At 41.8% G+C, this 18,023-nt stretch carries 15 protein-coding genes; 3 read left to right on the top strand and 12 right to left on the bottom strand.

Annotation, left to right across the window (positions count from 1 at the left end):
• The first annotated feature begins 171 nt into the window (after nt 1-171).
• Both fusA and PP2015_RS16500 read left to right on the top strand, forming a co-directional pair.
• Nucleotides 172-2,259, top strand: a complete 2,088-nt coding sequence (fusA, locus tag PP2015_RS16505) for an elongation factor G (protein WP_058031342.1) — start codon at nt 172-174, stop codon at nt 2,257-2,259.
• Between the two features lie 189 nt (nt 2,260-2,448).
• A complete protein-coding gene (locus tag PP2015_RS16500) occupies nt 2,449-2,841 on the top strand; it encodes a hypothetical protein (RefSeq protein ID WP_058031341.1) in 393 nt (130 codons plus the stop codon).
• A gap of 49 nt (nt 2,842-2,890) precedes the next feature.
• On the opposite strand, the gene PP2015_RS16495 is transcribed toward PP2015_RS16500, so the two are convergent.
• From PP2015_RS16495 to PP2015_RS16440, 12 genes are all read right to left on the bottom strand, one after another.
• Nucleotides 2,891-5,878: an ExeM/NucH family extracellular endonuclease gene (locus PP2015_RS16495; RefSeq protein WP_058031340.1), complete on the bottom strand. Its 2,988-nt coding sequence runs from the start codon at nt 5,876-5,878 to the stop codon at nt 2,891-2,893.
• 146 nt (nt 5,879-6,024) lie between these two features.
• On the bottom strand, nt 6,025-7,035 hold the full coding sequence (gene hemB, locus PP2015_RS16490) for a porphobilinogen synthase (RefSeq protein ID WP_058031339.1): 1,011 nt from the start codon (nt 7,033-7,035) through the stop codon (nt 6,025-6,027).
• A 9-nt stretch (nt 7,036-7,044) separates the two neighbouring features.
• Nucleotides 7,045-8,880 carry a sensor domain-containing diguanylate cyclase gene (locus PP2015_RS16485; protein WP_058031338.1) on the bottom strand — a complete coding sequence of 612 codons (1,836 nt, stop codon included), beginning with the start codon at nt 8,878-8,880 and terminating at the stop codon, nt 7,045-7,047.
• 1 nt (nt 8,881) lies between these two features.
• The gene (locus PP2015_RS16480; RefSeq protein WP_058031337.1) at nt 8,882-9,670 is read right to left on the bottom strand and encodes a TatD family hydrolase; all 789 of its coding nucleotides are present in this window, start codon (nt 9,668-9,670) and stop codon (nt 8,882-8,884) included.
• The gene (locus PP2015_RS16475) at nt 9,670-10,164 is read right to left on the bottom strand and encodes a hypothetical protein (RefSeq protein ID WP_058031336.1); all 495 of its coding nucleotides are present in this window, start codon (nt 10,162-10,164) and stop codon (nt 9,670-9,672) included. Before PP2015_RS16475 ends, PP2015_RS16480 begins: the two co-directional genes overlap by 1 nt.
• Nucleotides 10,161-10,907 (bottom strand): twin-arginine translocase subunit TatC, encoded by a 747-nt coding sequence (tatC, locus tag PP2015_RS16470; RefSeq protein WP_058031335.1) that lies wholly within the window; start codon nt 10,905-10,907, stop codon nt 10,161-10,163. The genes PP2015_RS16475 and tatC overlap by 4 nt, the downstream gene beginning before the upstream one ends.
• 12 nt (nt 10,908-10,919) lie before the next feature.
• Nucleotides 10,920-11,252: a Sec-independent protein translocase protein TatB gene (tatB, locus tag PP2015_RS16465; RefSeq protein WP_058031334.1), complete on the bottom strand. Its 333-nt coding sequence runs from the start codon at nt 11,250-11,252 to the stop codon at nt 10,920-10,922.
• A gap of 5 nt (nt 11,253-11,257) precedes the next feature.
• Entirely contained in the window at nt 11,258-11,488 is a 231-nt protein-coding gene (tatA, locus tag PP2015_RS16460) for a Sec-independent protein translocase subunit TatA (protein ID WP_058031333.1), read from the bottom strand.
• Nucleotides 11,489-11,545: 57 nt separating this feature from the next.
• Nucleotides 11,546-13,147, bottom strand: coding sequence for a ubiquinone biosynthesis regulatory protein kinase UbiB (gene ubiB, locus PP2015_RS16455; protein WP_058031332.1), 1,602 nt, complete (start codon nt 13,145-13,147; stop codon nt 11,546-11,548).
• 10 nt (nt 13,148-13,157) lie between these two features.
• Entirely contained in the window at nt 13,158-13,760 is a 603-nt protein-coding gene (locus PP2015_RS16450) for a ubiquinone biosynthesis accessory factor UbiJ (protein WP_058031331.1), read from the bottom strand.
• Between the two features lie 8 nt (nt 13,761-13,768).
• On the bottom strand, nt 13,769-14,524 hold the full coding sequence (gene ubiE, locus PP2015_RS16445; protein WP_058031330.1) for a bifunctional demethylmenaquinone methyltransferase/2-methoxy-6-polyprenyl-1,4-benzoquinol methylase UbiE: 756 nt from the start codon (nt 14,522-14,524) through the stop codon (nt 13,769-13,771).
• Nucleotides 14,525-14,634: 110 nt separating this feature from the next.
• Complete coding sequence (locus PP2015_RS16440) at nt 14,635-15,618, bottom strand: GGDEF domain-containing protein (RefSeq protein WP_083496656.1); 984 nt, start codon at nt 15,616-15,618, stop codon at nt 14,635-14,637.
• Nucleotides 15,619-15,938: 320 nt separating this feature from the next.
• Between PP2015_RS16440 and PP2015_RS16430 the strand changes: the two genes are divergently transcribed.
• The gene (locus tag PP2015_RS16430) at nt 15,939-17,708 is read left to right on the top strand and encodes a DUF885 domain-containing protein (protein WP_058031328.1); all 1,770 of its coding nucleotides are present in this window, start codon (nt 15,939-15,941) and stop codon (nt 17,706-17,708) included.
• Nucleotides 17,709-18,023: the final 315 nt, after the last annotated feature.

Genomic DNA, 18,023 nt, shown 5'->3' with positions numbered 1-18,023 from the left:
GCGCTTTTCGGCCTCATTCGATTTAAATTTATCGAGTGAGGCGTAATTCTTTTCAAGAAAAATCACTTTTTAGCAAATTGTCTGCATTTTAGACGATATCTAGGATGATGTTCACCGAAAGAGGTGATATACTCCCGCCGAATAATTTTCTACTTTAAATAGAGTAAAACAATGGCAGATTTATCGAAATACAGAAACATTGGTATTTTCGCGCACGTTGATGCGGGTAAAACTACCACCACTGAGCGTATCCTTAAGCTTACTGGTAAAATTCACAAAACTGGTGAGGTTCACGACGGTGAGTCAACTACTGACTTCATGGAACAGGAAGCTGAGCGTGGTATTACTATCCAATCAGCAGCTGTAACTTGTGAGTGGAAAGGCCACCGTTTAAACGTTATCGATACTCCTGGACACGTTGACTTCACAGTTGAAGTATACCGTTCACTTAAAGTACTTGATGGCGGTATCGGTGTATTCTGTGGTTCTGGTGGTGTTGAGCCACAGTCAGAAACTAACTGGCGTTATGCGAACGAATCAGAAGTTGCACGTTGTATCTTCGTAAACAAACTAGACCGTATGGGTGCTGACTTCTATCGCGTAGTTGGTCAGGTTGAGAAAGTACTTGGTGCTAACCCACTAGTTATGACTCTTCCAATCGGTATCGAAGACCAGTTCACTGGTGTTGTAGACGTACTAGAGAAAAAAGCATACATCTGGGACGAGACAGGCCTTCCTGAAAACTACGAAATCACTGACGTTCCAGCTGATATGGTAGACAAGGTTGAAGAATACCATGAGATGCTAGTTGAGTCTGCAGTTGAGCAAGACGACGACCTAATGGAAGCGTACATGGAAGGTGAAGAGCCTTCACTAGAGCAAATCAAAGCTTGTATCCGTAAAGGTACACGTGACCTTGCTTTCTTCCCAACTTTCTGTGGTTCTGCATTCAAAAACAAAGGTATGCAGCTAGTACTAGACGCAGTTGTTGACTACTTACCGTCTCCAACTGAAGTTGATCCACAGCCTTTAACTGACAAAGACACAGGTGAGCCTACTGGTGAAGTAGCAACTGTTTCTGCTGATGAGCCACTTAAAGCGCTTGCGTTCAAAATCATGGACGACCGTTTCGGTGCACTTACGTTTATCCGTATCTACTCTGGTCGCATGAAGAAAGGTGACACAGTGCTTAACTCTGCAACTGGTAAAACAGAGCGTATCGGCCGTATGGTTGAGATGCAAGCAGACGAGCGTAACGAACTGACTGAAGCACAAGCGGGTGACATCATCGCGGTTGTTGGCATGAAGAACGTTCAAACAGGTCACACGCTTTGTGATCCTAAGCACGAATGTACACTAGAAGCGATGATCTTCCCAGATCCAGTAATCTCTATCGCTGTTGCACCTAAAGATAAAGGTGGTAACGAGAAGATGGGTATCGCGATCGGTAAGATGGTTGCAGAAGATCCGTCATTCCAGGTTGAGACTGACGAAGATTCAGGTGAAACTATCCTTAAAGGTATGGGTGAATTACACCTAGACATCAAGGTAGACATCCTTAAGCGTACTTACGGCGTTGAGCTAGTTGTTGGTCAGCCTCAGGTTGCTTACCGTGAAACTATCACGCAAGAAATCGAAGACAGCTACACGCACAAGAAGCAGTCTGGTGGTTCTGGTCAGTTCGGTAAGATCGATTACCGCATCAAGCCAGGTGAGCCTAACTCAGGCTTCCAGTTCTCTTCATCAGTTGTTGGTGGTAACGTTCCTAAAGAATTCTGGCCTGCAGTTGAAAAAGGCTTTGCATCAATGATGCAAGAAGGTGTTCTAGCGGGCTTCCCTGTACTAGACGTTGAAGTTGAGCTATTCGACGGTGCTTTCCACGCAGTTGACTCATCAGCAATCGCGTTCGAAATCGCAGCTAAAGGCGCTTTCCGTCAGTCTATCCCTAAAGCGGGTGCACAACTTCTTGAGCCAATCATGAAAGTTGACGTATTCACGCCAGAAGACAACGTAGGTGACGTAATTGGTGACCTTAACCGTCGTCGTGGTATGATCAAAGACCAAGAAGCTGGCGCAATGGGCGTTCGTATCAAGGGTGAAGTACCTCTATCTGAAATGTTCGGATACATTGGTCACCTACGTACTATCACGTCTGGTCGTGGTCAGTTCTCAATGGAATTCTCTCACTATGCACCATGTCCGCAAAACGTTGCTGACACTGTAATCGCAGCTGAGAAAGAGAAAAAAGCAGCTAAGTAATTAGCCCTTTTTATCTGATTTTAAAAAACCGCTTGTTTTACAAGCGGTTTTTTTATGCTCGCAAAAACTCATTCTATTTTCGTATAGAATAGGGTTGAAAAAGGCACATTGACTTCGTATTATGCCGCTGTTTTGGACCTGTGCTCTTTTTAGGGTCTGAATTGTGATACGAATAAAGGAGTCGTTGTTGTGCACACTGTGGATTTAAATTCAAATAAAACATTGCTATTTATTAGCTTTTCTTTTGGCATTTTCAGCCTAGCTTTAGTTAGTTTTGAGCTTGTATCATTTCAGCTGTTTAAGTGGCTCGGTTTTACGCTAGTGTTTAGTACCGTTGTCATTGCTACCTTACAGCAAAAAAATAAGATGTTTGTACATATTAATAGAGCGGGTATTAGTTACGGTATAGGTTTTACTGTGCGATATATCCATCAAGAATCAGTACAATCAATTTCGTCTCATTCAAGCTGGTTCGGTGATGTCTTGATTGTGAAAACGCGAGATAATAACTCAATTCGCTTTTATGCTTGGCAAGTCAGTGAAACAGATTTATCTAAAGCAGAGCGTTTGCTGGCTTTATAGCACAAAAAATGCGCCGTTAGGCGCATTTTTATTGTTTGTAAATATAGGCTTATTTACGGCGACGGCGCAAGAAAGCGAATGGTGTGGCAAGTAAGCTTAACCAAGCTAAACTACCGCTATCGTCTTCATTAACATCAATGATATTAAGCGTTACTTCAACAGCTTCTGACGAGTTACCAGCAGCATCTTCAGCTTGTACTGTGAATGTGATTACGCTATTCATTTCGTAATCTAGCTCACCCGCGACCATCAATTTACCTTGCTCGTTGATCTTTACAAGTTCAGTACCTTCAACTGTCAACTTAGTGACAGCTGTGTTATCACTGAATTCTAATGTGCCAATCTCTGTATCCATCTCAGCGTTTTCTTCGATTTGGAAAGTTTGATTCGCAGCAATGACTGGGCTGGTATCATCAATATCAAGGATATTCAGGGTCACCTCAACCTTTTCAGATACGTTACCCGCTGAGTCTTCAGCTTGTACTGTAAATTTGATTACACTATTTACTTCGTAATCCAGTTCACCAGCGACCATTAATTTACCTTGCTCGTTGATCTTTACAAGCTCAGTTCCTTCAATCATAAACTTGGTAACTGGTGATAGGTCAGCATCGGCATCAGTAAATATTAATGTGCCAATTTCCTTATCCATTGCAGCATTTTCTTCGATTTGGAAAGTTTGACCTGTGGTGATGACAGGGCGAGCATCAACCGTCTTGATTTCAATAACAACTGGGTCATGATCTGAAGAACGGTATGCATGATCAGCATAGTAATTTGCCAGTTGGGTGTCAGACTTATATTCAGTGTTATAGTCAAATACTGCTGGCTCATCAGCATTAATATGCCAATCGGTCGCATCTGTGACTTTCTGAAGTAGGCTCGAAGATGCCACTGCATGGTCTAAGCTACCTAAACGGCCAGAGAAAGTGTAAGAGTATCCGAAGTTATCGCCTTCAACGTGGTTCATTACATTTGCGAGTCCTTTGTCTGCAAATGCTTTAATTGGATCTTCCATGGCATACGCATTCATGTCGCCTACGAGAATAATATCAGCGTCTTCATTGCCTGTAGGGTATGTCATTAACCAATCAGCAAATTTATTTGCGCCTTCAGTACGAATAGCATTCCAACAGCCTTGTCCATCACCAAGATCAGCATTGTCGCCTTCAGCGCTGCTACAACCACCTTTTGATTTCAAGTGCGCTACAGCTACTGTGAACTCTTCATTCGTATCCAGTTTTCTGAAGCTCTGTGCAATTGGGGGACGGTTGCTGTAATCGAATGGTGCTTCAGTCGTAAAGCTAGCTGTACCAGCTTCTTCAACAACATCCTTACGGTAAATGATCGCCGTTGTGATGTCGTCTGTGCCAATCTTTTCAGCATTGAAGTTTACAAACGCATAGTCACTGTCTGATTCTGCGTTTATTGCTGCAACGAGATCGTCAATTGCGCTCAGTTCACCAAACCCATCGTTTTCTACTTCCATCAAACCGATAACGTCAGCGTTTAATGCTGTAATAGCAGAAACAAGTTTAGCTTGTTGACGAATTAATTCTTCTTCGTTATCTGCGCCACGTGGAGTAGGGAAGCCACCGCCTTCACCGTCACCATTGAAGTAGTTTAATACGTTGAAGCTTGCAATGCGCAGATCACCTTCACCTTTTAGTTCAGGTGCTTCGGTACGCTCGTTGCTATTTACAAACTCAAGATCAACCGTTGGGTGCAGACGATATTTACTAAAGCTGTATCCTAATACACCGGTAACGTTATTTACAGTATCACCTAGACGTAAGCTGTTATAAGCACTTAAACCACTTTGTGGGTATTTAGGGTCAAGGTTTTGCTTTGTAGAGCCATCATCTAGAAGAATTTCTTTTAACTTGTTTTGTGCTTCTAACGCATTGGCAGCATCGCCCGGAAGTGCAACTTGTGTGCCTTGGTAAAGACGTTCTGTGCCGAGTGCAACTTCACCATAACGGCCCAAGCCATAGGTATTATTTACAAACAGTTGTTGGTCAATTTTTACCAGCATGCCTTCAAAGGCTTCTAAGTCATCTAGCGCTGAAACAGGCAGACTAAGCTCAGCTACAGTGATATCAGCAGTGCCACAGGCCATAGCGCGGGTTACATTGCCAATTTGCGTTGCGCTATAATACTCTTGCACTGTTCCTTCTAAACGCACAATGTCACCGACTTTTACATCTAACTCTGAATAGTAAACAAAAATACCTTCAGAGGTCATTGCGTCTTTATCAACATCTTTTTCTAATGACTGAACAAAGAAGCCTTTTAATTGGTCATCAGTTTGTAAGTCTGCGGTTACGACAGCTTCAATGATTACGACTTGGTCCTTCATTGGACTTTCATCTGCGCTGCCTTGGATCGCGTTAATTGCGGTATATGCGTCATTACAAACAAGCGGCTCCACTGGATCTGGGGTATCACTACCATCATCGCCACCATCAGTTGCGCCATGGCTACCTATACCAGAAAAATCATTTTGGTCGAATTGCTCCCACTGTTCACTTGGGTTAAATGCAGATGTTGCATCAGTGCGGCCTGATGTGATGCTTGTTTTACGACGCAGTGTTTTATTTGCAGTTGTTACACCGCCTTCATCCCACGCAGAGCCTGGGTCAACACCTAATTGACCAAAGCTATCAACAATTGCACCGTCTTTAGTTAGCACTAATGCATCATCACCGTTGAAATAAGTAATGGTCGAATCGGTGTCTGCTTTTGTTTTTAATTCATCAACAGAGCCTGCATTAACAATGACGTAGGTTGCATTTGCCGCAAGAGTACCTGTTAAAGCTAAGGTATTATTCGGTGAGTCTAAGTTGCCGTTACCGTTTGAATAAAGAGAGATGCTATATCCGTCAAGTGATAGCGCAGCACCAGAGGTGTTGTATAACTCTACGGCTTTATTGTTAGAACTACCTTCTACATATTCAGAGATAATAAGGTTTGCTTGCGCAGGAGCAGCAGTTGCCGCCACTAATAGAGCAAGGGGTTTTAAGCGTGTTTTAATCATTTTGTTCCCGTGTATATTTTGATTATTAGCTAAATGGGGACATTAGCCTACGCGGGGTATGTTACATAAAAATGACAAAATGTTAATATGCCGGCTAAATAAAGAGCGAAAACTCTATGTGTTCACTCTTTATCAGATGTTGTATTTTACGTTTCTTTTAACCAAACAGCGGCTTGTTTAGCAAAGTAAGTTAGGATGCCATCAGCACCAGCACGCTTGAATGCTAATAGTGATTCCATGATGCATGGCTTTTCAGCAAGCCAGCCATTATCAATGGCTGCTTTATGCATAGCATACTCGCCACTTACTTGATAAGCGAAAGTTGGTACACCAAATTCGTCTTTAACGCGACGAACTACATCTAAGTAAGGCATACCAGGCTTAACCATCACCATGTCTGCACCTTCTTGCAGGTCTAAAGCGACTTCACGGATCGCTTCGTCTGAGTTAGCAGGGTCCATTTGGTAGTTCTTTTTATCAGCACCTTTTAAGTTACCTGCAGAGCCTACCGCATCACGGAACGGACCATAGTAGCTAGAAGCGTACTTCGCAGAATAAGCCATAATACGTGTATGTATGTGACCTTCGGCTTCAAGTGCTTCACGAATTGCTCCAATGCGGCCATCCATCATATCAGAAGGTGCAACAACATCAGCTCCGGCTTCTGCATGTGATATCGCTTGTTTTACTAAGATCTCGGTCGTGATGTCATTCATCACATAGCCCGTTTCATCAATAATGCCGTCTTGACCATGCGTCGTAAACGGGTCAAGGGCAACATCAGTGATTACGCCAAGCGACGGGCACGCAGCTTTTAAAGCGCGAACTGTTCGCTGAGCTAACCCTTCTGGGTTATAAGCCTCTTCAGCATGGAGAGATTTTTTATCTGCAGGCGTTACGGGAAAAATCGCGATTGCAGGTACGCCCAATTCAACGAGCTCTTTCGCTTCCTCTACTAACAAATCAATAGACAGTCTTTCGATGCCAGGCATAGATTCAATGGCTTCGCGACGGTTTTTACCTTCAAGCACAAATACTGGATAAATCAGGTCATTCACGGTTAATTGGTTTTCACTCATCAGACGACGAGAGAAGTCATCACGGCGCATGCGACGCATACGAGTATAAGGAAATAAATCTAATCCTGATTGAGCCATTCTATTCTCCTAAGGCTGATAGATTTTAACTTGATTGCGGCCTTGCTGTTTTGCTTCATAGAGCGCTCTATCAGCAAGATCTGTATAAATATGAGGTGACTTTGGATCGATAGCAATGGCGCTATGAACGCCTGCACTAAGCGTCAAGTTGACGGTATCTTTATCGAGTTTTAATTGGAAACTATTTACGGCAACACGTATTTGCTCTGCAATTTGTTGCGCACCTTCTAATTCAGTATTTGGTAGTAACATCACAAACTCTTCGCCGCCATAGCGGAATACTTCATCAGAAGGGCGCTGTAAGTGAGACTTTATGATATCCGCAACAGCACAAATGGCCTTATCACCACTCAAATGGCCATAGGTATCATTGATGTTTTTAAAGTGGTCGATGTCTAACATAACAACACTGAGAGTGCTTTGTTCTCGCCTTGAGCGCCTTACTTCCATTTGGAGGCGTTTATCGAAATAACGACGGTTTTTAATTTTAGTGAGTGGATCTTCAATATTGATTTTTTCAAGCTCACGGTTTTTATCTTCAAGCTCACGCAAAGTGACCTGTAATTCAAAAGTGCGCTCGTCTACAAGTGCCTCTAAGTCAGCTTGTGTTTGTTCTTGTAATTTAAGCTTTTCATTAAGTAACACATCCTGCGCCTGACTATGCGCTAATTTTGCTTGCTGCGCCTCAACTTCAAGGTCTCGCTCTGAGATAAACTGCCTTACTAAGGCAAAACTGAGAATTAAACTGACGATAAAATAGCAAAAGTAACTGACGGGTGTACTTAGCTGTGGTCCAGATAGATAACCTAATTCAAAACTCACTTGATGCACTAATGCAAATAACATGAAGACACATATCGCAATAAAATACATCGTTTGTTGCTTATTGAACTGCCATTGGCTTATAAACACAGTCAGTAGCGCCATGATAATGGCAAAACCGAGGACATAACTTGATGCTAATGATATATCAATGGGTAGTAAGCTAAGAACAAGCGAAAGTGAGCCAATAGCAGCACAAGCGTAACGCTTTGGTACAGAGAGCAGTGTAAATAACCTTTTACCCTTAATATAAGGCTTAAGCAAAGGTAATAGGGTGCAGCTCGATAATAAAATCAATAAAGGTTGTGCGTATTGTTGAAGCCACTGCCAATTGCCATATAAGTAGCGATAGCTAAAGCCATATAGATGAGTGTTGAGTAACCAAATCAAAACGGTAAATGCGGTAGCATAAAGAAAATAAGGCTTTTTAGTAAAAGAAAACAATACTAAATGCATAAGAGCTAAAGCGATAATAAAGCCGGCAAAAATGCCATAAATTAGGTTAAATTTACTTTTATACTTGATGTATTCGATTGGATGCCAAAGACTGAGCGGTACATTAATTGCGCCAGAATGTTCAATATTCAAGTATAAGGCTACATGTTGCTGGGCAAGTAATTTAACAGGCACAAGTTGTGCTTCATGCTTGATGGGCCTTTTAACAAGAGGCAGTGCATCGCCTAAGGCAAGCGTAATAATTGGATCATCTTGAGCGGCAATATAAGCGGTGACTTTATCAAGTAAGATATTATCAATGCTTAGTAATAAGTCGACATCACTGGCGGAAAGGTTCTTAAGCGAGATTTTAAGCCAAAGAGGGTTTTGTACTTTACCTAAGTTAAGTGGCTCACTTGTTTCAGTCACCCAGTTAACATTTTTTTCGATAAGTTGTTTTAGATTTTTACTGTCATCAAGAGTGTAGGCATATGGCAATTGCTTTTGAAAACGAAAGTCATTGCCTATCTCAAATGCCGAAGTCAAAAAAGAGATAAAAAGTAATAAAAATGACAGCAAGATACGCATACTACTCCCCCATATCAGACAAAAATAGACGGTTGAAGTTATTGCGTGTGATCTCTGAAATATGTTCGATTGTTTGACTCCTAAGCTCAGCAGCTACTTTCGCAACTTCTTGCAAAAAAGCAGGTTCGTTACGACGAGATTTTGGCTTAGGCTTTAAACTACGTGGCAAAAGGTAAGGTGCGTCGGTTTCAAGTAATAATCTATCATCTGGGATCAGAGGTAATAATTTTTGCAACTGCTCACCACGGCGCTCATCGCACAACCAGCCAGTAATGCCAATCATTAAGCCATAGTCTAGATAGTACTCGAGTGCGTCCTGTGTCCCAGTAAAGCAATGAAGCACGCCTTTAACTGGAGTGTGCTCTAACTGCACACGCATACTATCAAAGGCATCTCTTTCGTGAAGGTATACAGGCATATCAAGTTGCTGGGCTAGCAGTAAATGCTGTTCTAAAATTGCATTTTGGCTATCTCGAGGAGAAAAATCACGATTAAAATCAAGACCACACTCACCAATTGCGACCACTTTTTTATGTTCGGCCAAGGCACGAAGTTGCGAGACAAAATCAGTAGGCGCGTCTTTAGCATCATGAGGGTGTATTCCTGCAGTGCTTACATAACCGTGCTTTTTAGCAAGTGATAGGCTTTCTTGGCTAGATTGAAGACAGCAACCAATGAGGAGCATATTATCTACACCAGCAGCTTCAGCACGAGCAAGTATGTCTGTTCTGTCTTTATCAAACTGACTGCTGGTTAAATTGACACCCGCATCGATGAGAAGGTTATGCATTACTGGACACGTTTAACTTGTATGAGACGGTTAGTACCTGCTTTTTTCATTCTGAAAGAATCAAAAACACCACGTATGATAATGACTTCATCACCTTCTTTAGCAGTAAAGCGGTCTGCATCTTTTTGTTTCCATAATTGGTCATTACTCAAAGTGAAAGTACGTTGTCCTCTCGGGTTCTTTGTTATTTTTACAACCGTAGAGCGTATCTCATCTAGCTTCTTAGCCGCGGCTTGTTTGCTTTTCTCTAGCCCAAATTCATTGGCTTTACTCTGAGGTTTTTTAGTCACCTTCTGTGCTTTAACGGGTTTATTCTCTTCAGCTTTCATTACTGATTGAGAAATTTTTTTGCCGGCGATAACTTTGTCATAACACATCAAGCGCTTTAAGTCGTTTTCTACTAGGCTGCAGGCCTCTAGGGCTTGCACATTAATCTGAGAGGCATAACTCGACGCAGAGAGTAACAGAAGCGTTGTAATTAGTATGTTTTTCATAGCTCTTCTTCCTGTTGTTCAGTTGTTTTTTTTGTATAAAAAGCGGCTAATACAAGACCTAGTTCGAATAACAATAGCATAGGTAATGCGAGTAAAGTTTGTGATAGAACATCTGGGGGGGTTAAAAACATCGCAATAACAAAAGCCCCAACCACAATATACGGACGTTTCTCTCGCAAGCTCTGTGTCGTCGTTGCACCGCTCCAGCATAACAGCATAATGGCAACCGGGATCTCAAAAGCGACACCAAAGGCAAAAAATAATTTTAAGATAAAACTTAAATAGCTGCTGATATCAGGAGATAGCGTCATCATCTCAGGACCAACACTGGTAAAGAAGCCCAGAATGATTGGCATGACAACGAAATAACAAAATGCAATACCAGAATAGAACAGCACAATACTCGATACCAATATAGGGACCAGCATGCGTTTCTCATGTTGATAAAGCCCAGGAGCAATAAAACTCCACACCTGATGCAAGATGAATGGAATAGCTGCAAATAACGATATAAATAGGGTTAACTTAAATGGAGCAAAAAATGGTGCCGTTACATCTGTTGCAATCATGGTGCTGTTTTCAGGCAAGCTATTTACTAGGGGAGCTGCGACAAAGGCATAAATGTCGTTAGCAAAGTAAACTAAGGCAATAAAAATCAATAAAATGCTGAGTAGCGCTTTCATTAAGCGATTACGCAATTCAATTAAATGGCCAATAAACCCGCTTTGAAGCGATTCGGACATAGTGGATGCTCGTTATTTCTGATTATTGTTTTTCTGCTCAACCTGAGACTGTTGAACGGGTTGTTTATAGCTGTGTTGAACAGACTCAGCGGCTTTTTTAAGCTCTTCTACGGACTCTTTGAGCGCAGGTGCTAAGTCTTCCATATTTTGTTGCTCGGCCTTTCTCAAGTTACTATGTAACTCATGAATTCGCAGCTCTTCATTTACTTCGGCCTTAACAGAATTTGCCACGGACTTAATACTTTTAATCCATCGACTAACTGTGCGAATTGCCACAGGTAAGCGCTCAGGCCCCAGCACAACAAGGCCGACAATCAAGACGACCACTAATTCCCACATACCCATAAGGGTTAAACCTTATCTTTTTGCTTTTCTTCAGCTGTTTGGGTTTGCTGTTGGCTGTTGTCTTTGAGTTGTTCTGGTTTGCTAGTTTGATCTTCATCAGCAACAGCTTTTTTGAAGCCTTTAACTGCATTACCTAAATCGCCACCAATGCCGCGTAGTTTTTTAGTACCAAATAAAAGCACAATGATTGCTAAAACAATCAAAAGTTGCCAAATACTAATTCCACCTACACCCATAATGACTCCATATGAAAGATTAAATAAAAATTGATTATACGCTCAGTGAGCAAAATATCACCCTGTTTTACGCCATGCAGCGAGAAATGCTGTAATTGATGCGCTAAAACTAATCGCGCTCAGGGTTGTTTGTTCTGCCAAAAAGCTTAAGCCAGACACAATCAGCAAGCTCGAGGCTAACATACCTAATAAAATAGGCTTCTGTGAGCTGGTTACAGGCTGCACGGTATGCTGCTTTTGTTGTTTCAGATTTTGATAGATTAAATCTGGTAGTTCAGGCATCTTTTCTGCCCAAAATGGTAAGTTAGCATACATTTGTTTCAGTACTGAGACAGGACCCACTTGTTGTTTGACCCAGTTTTCTAAGAAAGGTTTCGCCGTTTGCCACAGGTCGAGCTGCGGATAGAGCTGTCGACCTAACCCTTCGACATAGAGCAAGGTTTTTTGAAGCAATACCAGCTGTGGCTGTACTTCCATATTAAAACGGCGTGCCGTGTTAAATAGGTTAACTAACACATGACCAAATGAAATCTCAGCAAGGGGTTTGTTGAAAATGGGTTCGCAAACAGTACGAATAGCAAATTCAAATTCTTCAACACAGGTATCGGCAGGTACCCAGCCAGAATCAACGTGAAGCTGTGCGACTTGGCGATAGTCGCGATTAAAGAAGGCAATAAAGTTTTCTGCAAGATAGCGTTTATCTTCTTTATTTAGCGTACCAACAATACCACAATCGATACCTATATATTTCGGGTTATCAGGGTGTTCACGCGAGACAAAGATATTGCCAGGGTGCATATCAGCATGGAAAAAGCTGTCTCTGAAGACTTGAGTAAAGAAAACTTCAACGCCACGTTCAGCGAGTAACTTAAGATTGGTATCTTGTGCTTCAAGGGCATCAATATCTGATACCGGAATACCGTAAATACGCTCCATTACCAGAATATTCTTGCGCGAATAGTCACTAAACACTTCAGGAATATATAACGCATCAGACTCTAAGAAGTTACGTCTTAGTTGAAGGGCATTTGCCCCTTCACGTTGCAGGTCGAGTTCATCTAATAAGGTTTTCTTGTATTCTTTTACGACTTCGACAGGACGAAGACGGCGTGATTCACCGATAAACTTAACGATGACTTTTGCAACTTGCCCCATTAAAGATAAATCGGCATGAATTTGCTTTTCGATATCAGGGCGAATGACTTTAATGACAACGTCCTGAGTGCCAGATTCAAGTTCTAGGGTTGCGGTGTGTACTTGGGCAATAGACGCAGACGCCAGCGGGGTTTGCTCAAAGTTAGCAAAAAGTTCATCGATGCTATTAATCTCTAGCGCTTGCTCAATGAGCTCTTGTGCCTTATTACCTTCAAATGGCTCCACTTTGTCTTGCAGTAGGGCAAGCTCACGGGCGATATCATCAGGCAGCAAGTCGCGACGGGTAGACAGCATTTGCCCGAACTTGATCCACACAGGCCCAAGTGATTGCAAAGCAAGGCGAAGACGGTACCCTAGAGGTTTGTCTTTATGTTGATTTTGTAACCAAAATAAACTGTTTCTAGCGACTTTGGCAAGCCAAGGGAATTTGTCTTTCGGTATGAGGTCATCAAGGCCGTATTGCAGAAGGGTTTTTGTAATATGATACAAACGCGATGCAGACAAAATAGCTCCCTTAGCGATTTAAAAGTTGTTCAATACGTTGTTCGAGTTGCGCTGCATGTTGTTTTATAGCGCGTGTATGTTGTTTAAACTGTTGCAATTCTAATGGATGAATCGCAACTTTCAGTTCATCTTGCATAAGTTGCGTGAAAGTGCCGGCAAAGGTTGTGGCACTGTGGCTTAAACACGCTTTGGTTTGTTGACCTTTTTCGACGATGAGTTGTGCTGGAGCATCACCGATGTAAGCAGATAGGTGTTCAGCCCAATCAATGTCTAATTTGGCAAAAGCGCCGCTATAGGCTTGTGCTAAATGCAAGTCACCTTCTAAGTCCAGTTTGTCCTGACGAATAAGTTGTGTCATGACACTGGGATCTTTGAGCTCTGGTAGAGTCTCTAAATGTGCGCTGATCTTACACTCTGCTTGCTCTTGGTAGTTGTTGAACAGCATAAACTGTCTGCCAGTGAAAGTGAGTGCATAAGTTGTATTCCAGTCCCTAATCTCAACGGCCAAAGTTTTATGCTTAACCTGATCAAGCGCTAGCTTTAAGCTAGGCTCTTTATCTAAAAGCAGATTGAGCGCATTTTCAATGGCTGCGCAGGCTAGCGTCGTCAACATAGTCGATCCTAGTACTTAAAGCCTCGGTGTAATGCGACGATGCCGCCTGTCATATTTTGATATGTTGTTTGTTCGAAGCCCGCGTTTTCCATCATGCCTTTAAGTGTTTCTTGATCTGGATGCATGCGGATGGACTCAGCAAGGTAGCGGTAAGATTCACTGTCATTCGCAACCAATTTGCCCATGTTCGGCAAAATATTGAAAGAATAAAAATCATAAAGCTTTGATAGCGCTTCATTGTCTGTTTTTGAAAACTCTAATACCAGTAAACGGCCGCCCGGCTTAAGAATGCGATACATAGAGCGTAGAGCAGCGTCTTTGTCTGTGACGTTACGTAAGCCAAATGCAATAGTAATCACATCGACACTGTTATCAGGGAATGGCAACGCCTCAGCATTCATTTGTACATATTCAATATTGCTGACTAAACCTAAATCGCGCAATTTATCACGGCCGACTTTCAGCATAGAGTCATTGATGTCGCCTAAAATAACTTGGCCGGTGTCACCGACGAGTTGGCTGAATTTTGCTGTTAAGTCACCGGTACCGCCAGCAAGATCTAATACGCGATGGCCTTTACGAACACCAGCACAAGCAATCGCTTGGCGTTTCCAAAGGCGGTGGATACCAAACGACATAAGATCATTCATGATGTCATACTTGGCCGCAACGGAATGGAATACATCGGCAACCATAGAGGCTTTTGCTTCGCGATCGACGGTTTTGTAACCAAAATCAGTGGTGTTGTGTTGCGACTCTTTCATCTTTGCTTCTCTAATTGTTTGGCATTGAATTTTCAAGCCATAGTGTACTTTATTGCGGCTAAGAGGTGCAATTTATAACAGATGAATTTGGGAAATTTAGACTTTGTTTGTTACAGCGCAATAAAGGCTGATTGTTGTAATGAGTGTGCTTTATGTGCTGCGTGAGTGGCTTTACGGGCTAAAGCGTTAAAGTTCTCTTCGTCATTGCGTTTTGCAATACCAAAAGATAAATCGACTTTTGGTAAATTTTTATCGCTTTTTGAACTGACAAATTTGAGTTTTTCTACACCAACACGGATCTTCTCTGCGATAATATTTGCAGTGTCTGGTTCAATGTCTGACATTAATACCACAAACTCATCTTTGGCAGTACGACCAGGCAAGCCGCTCTCAAAGACATACTTTTGAATTTTCTTAGCCACTCTGTTTAGCACGACTTCACTAACTAAATCACCAAAGTCTTCTGAAAACTCATGTAAATTATTAATTTGGATGGAAATGGCACACATAGGTTTGTCTTGCGTGATCCACAGTTGCGCCTGTTGATTTAAGTAATGACGCTTATACAACCCCGTCTGAACATCGATAAGTTGTTCTTTACGTAATTTGGTAAGTTGTTGCCTAGCCTCGCGATGCATTAAACGGGTTTTCTGAAGTGTTTCTTTGAACTTTTTATGTTGTTGAAGGATAACTTCAGTGTGTTTGGCAAGTTGAGTCAGAGCATGCTTCGTTTTTGCAATATTGTGTTCGTCTAAACTATTAACACAAATACTTACTTGTTCTGCAAAGTTGGTAATACTACGCTGAGATTGCTGTGCAGAATTAGCGAGGTTGGTCACGACACCATCAACATTTTTCAGCATACTCGCTTCCATTTCATGGCTGCGGTTTAAGTGCTCAAAGTAAAGTTGTTCGATAAAAATACTATCGATGTTATGGCCTTGCCTGATGGCATAGTCCAAAGTTTGGTTGAGTTCGTTGTGTGACTTACTGATGTAAGTGTAAGCGACCTGATAATTTAGTGGCGTGGGAGGTAGGTGATGTTGCTCTAAGAACATACAGACCTTAGTCATTTTTTCTTGAGCTATTACCATTGGATCATGAAACATGATGTTACTACCGCATACTAAATCAAACAAAATACAAGCAACCTCCCTCTAAAATACTGTGATCCATCACAACTGCCCCAGACTACTTTTTTTCTGGTTTTTTGCAAAGCAAAAATTGCTTCAAAGCTGCAAATATAAAGAGAAGAGGGGCTTTTTGATTGAAATGCGAGCAAAAAGTATGAGTTTCTATGTAACAAATAAATATGGTTTTATATTTAGTGCCTACTATAAGCTGGTCGCAATTTATTGCATCGTTGCTTTTAAAGTCGATAAGGTAGCGATAAATCAGTTACAGGATAATAAAAGTGAAAAATGTTCGACCTAGTCGCCTGTTCAGTGCTTGTGTCTTTTCGGTCACACTTGCGCTGTCGGGCTGTCAACTTACTAGCCATTCTTTAGATTCTCAGTTTACCCAACTAACGAATCAAATTGAAACTTATCGCGGCGAGATCAGCCCATATTCACGAAAAGATTTAAATGCTGATTACTTGTTACCAAATTTATCTGCGACCGTGTTAGCAGAGCAAAATAAACAACGAGTTAATTTTTTAGCACAGTTAGACAGTATTGATGTGTCAGGATTAAGCAGTGAAAATCAGATTAATCACACGATTATTCGTGCTCAAGTACAGAATAAAGTAGACGAATACCGGTTTAACGCACATTACATGCCCCTGACCTCTGAGTATGGTTTTCATTCAAGTTTATCTTTTATGGTCCGAGGCCATGACTTTACAAAAAAAGCAGGCTTTGAGTTATATTTAAAGCGCCTTTCACAAGTCCCTCGATTTTTTCAGCAAAATATTGCTTGGATGAAAGAAGGAATGAAAGCGGGCTTAACTCAGCCACAGGCCGTGCTTGTAGGCTACGAAGAGTCGATCTCTGCATATATTCTTGAAAATATCGAAGAATCTGAGTTTTTTGCACCATTTAAAGCAAATACTGCGAAATTAAATGATGCTGAATGGCAGGCTTTGCAGGCGCAAGCAAAACAAGTGTTGTCAGAATCGGTTATTCCTGCGTACCAAGACTATTTCACATTCTTCACAACAGAATATCGTCCTGCTGCACGTGAAGAGATTGGTATAAGCACTACACCGAATGGCAAAGCCTTCTATGCTAATCGCGCTCAGCATTACACCACTACGGATATGACCCCAGAAGCAATCCATGAGCTAGGCTTACAAGAGGTTGCTAGAATCCGCGCGGAAATGGAGCAAATCATCAAGCAAGTAGGCTTTGAAGGTAGCTTCGCTGAGTTTGTGCACTTCTTACGTACCGATCCGCAGTTTTATGCCACAACGCCCGAACAACTGTTAAAAGAAGCGTCTTTCATTGCTAAAAAAATGGATGCACAACTGCCTAAGTTGTTCCACACATTGCCACGTCGTCCATACGGTGTTGCCCCAGTACCAGCGAGCATTGCGCCTAAATACACAACGGGCCGTTATTCAGGTGCACGTAAAGACGATGAAGCAGGCTTTTATTGGGTAAATACTTATGCACTTGATAAGCGCCCACTCTATGTTTTAGAAGCGTTAACACTGCATGAAGCAGTACCAGGCCATCACTTACAAATCGCTTTAAACGCAGAACTAGATTACTTACCAAGTTATCGCCGAAATGCGTACATCTCTGCATTTGGTGAAGGTTGGGGTTTATATTCTGAATATTTAGGGCTAGAAGCGGGCTTCTATCAAGACCCATACAGCAACTTTGGCCGCTTAACTTACGAAATGTGGCGTGCAGCGCGCTTAGTGGTTGATACCGGTATGCATATGTTTGGTTGGAGCCGAGATAGAGCAATGAAGTTTATGCAAGACAATACGGCTTTATCGTTACATAACGTAAAAACCGAGACTGATCGCTACATATCATGGCCAGGACAGGCATTGTCGTACAAAATTGGTGAGTTGACGATTAAGCGTCTGCGCAAAGAAGCTGAAACACGTTTAGGTGATAAGTTTGATATTCGTGAGTTCCACCACCAGATTTTACGCCACGGTTCAGTGCCACTGTTTGTCTTAGAAGAGCAAGTGAACCAATATATAAACGATACATTGGCACAGTCTTAGTTATTCACCTGCATTATGAAGGCCCTATATTACTACTAGGGCCTTTTTAATGATGACTTTGCTGTCACTCAGTTAGAGTACTTACCTTAATGACTAGCCAGTCCAAAACCCAGTAATTCAAAAAGCTATATAATTTCTTCTAACACCACTAAATTTGAGTTTTAATCCCTCAAAATGATTGAGATTGATACTAACCATGGGGGCCTTTCACATTCAGGCTATTTGAAGTTTGCTGATGGTTAAGAATAAGCTGGGTGATTAACTTCGAAAAAATGAAATTAATAATGACAAATTTGTTTACAATTTGAAGACAAA

The sequence above is a fragment of the Pseudoalteromonas phenolica genome (assembly GCF_001444405.1).
Lineage (GTDB): Bacteria > Pseudomonadota > Gammaproteobacteria > Enterobacterales > Alteromonadaceae > Pseudoalteromonas > Pseudoalteromonas phenolica.
The sequence above is the reverse complement of the archived record's forward strand: the minus strand, read 5'-3'. Positions and strand labels throughout refer to the sequence as shown.

Bases quoted from the DNA above. Each gene is read 5' to 3' on its own strand.
- fusA (WP_058031342.1), top strand. From the start codon at position 172: ATGGCAGATTTATCGAAATACAGAAACATTGGTATTTTCGCGCACGTT.
- PP2015_RS16495 (WP_058031340.1), bottom strand. From the start codon at position 5,878: ATGATTAAAACACGCTTAAAACCCCTTGCTCTATTAGTGGCGGCAACT.
- hemB (WP_058031339.1), bottom strand. From the start codon at position 7,035: ATGGCTCAATCAGGATTAGATTTATTTCCTTATACTCGTATGCGTCGC.
- PP2015_RS16485 (WP_058031338.1), bottom strand. From the start codon at position 8,880: ATGCGTATCTTGCTGTCATTTTTATTACTTTTTATCTCTTTTTTGACT.
- PP2015_RS16480 (WP_058031337.1), bottom strand. From the start codon at position 9,670: ATGCATAACCTTCTCATCGATGCGGGTGTCAATTTAACCAGCAGTCAG.
- PP2015_RS16475 (WP_058031336.1), bottom strand. From the start codon at position 10,164: ATGAAAAACATACTAATTACAACGCTTCTGTTACTCTCTGCGTCGAGT.
- tatC (WP_058031335.1), bottom strand. From the start codon at position 10,907: ATGTCCGAATCGCTTCAAAGCGGGTTTATTGGCCATTTAATTGAATTG.
- tatB (WP_058031334.1), bottom strand. From the start codon at position 11,252: ATGGGTATGTGGGAATTAGTGGTCGTCTTGATTGTCGGCCTTGTTGTG.
- tatA (WP_058031333.1), bottom strand. From the start codon at position 11,488: ATGGGTGTAGGTGGAATTAGTATTTGGCAACTTTTGATTGTTTTAGCA.
- PP2015_RS16450 (WP_058031331.1), bottom strand. From the start codon at position 13,760: ATGTTGACGACGCTAGCCTGCGCAGCCATTGAAAATGCGCTCAATCTG.
- ubiE (WP_058031330.1), bottom strand. From the start codon at position 14,524: ATGAAAGAGTCGCAACACAACACCACTGATTTTGGTTACAAAACCGTC.
- PP2015_RS16440 (WP_083496656.1), bottom strand. From the start codon at position 15,618: ATGGTAATAGCTCAAGAAAAAATGACTAAGGTCTGTATGTTCTTAGAG.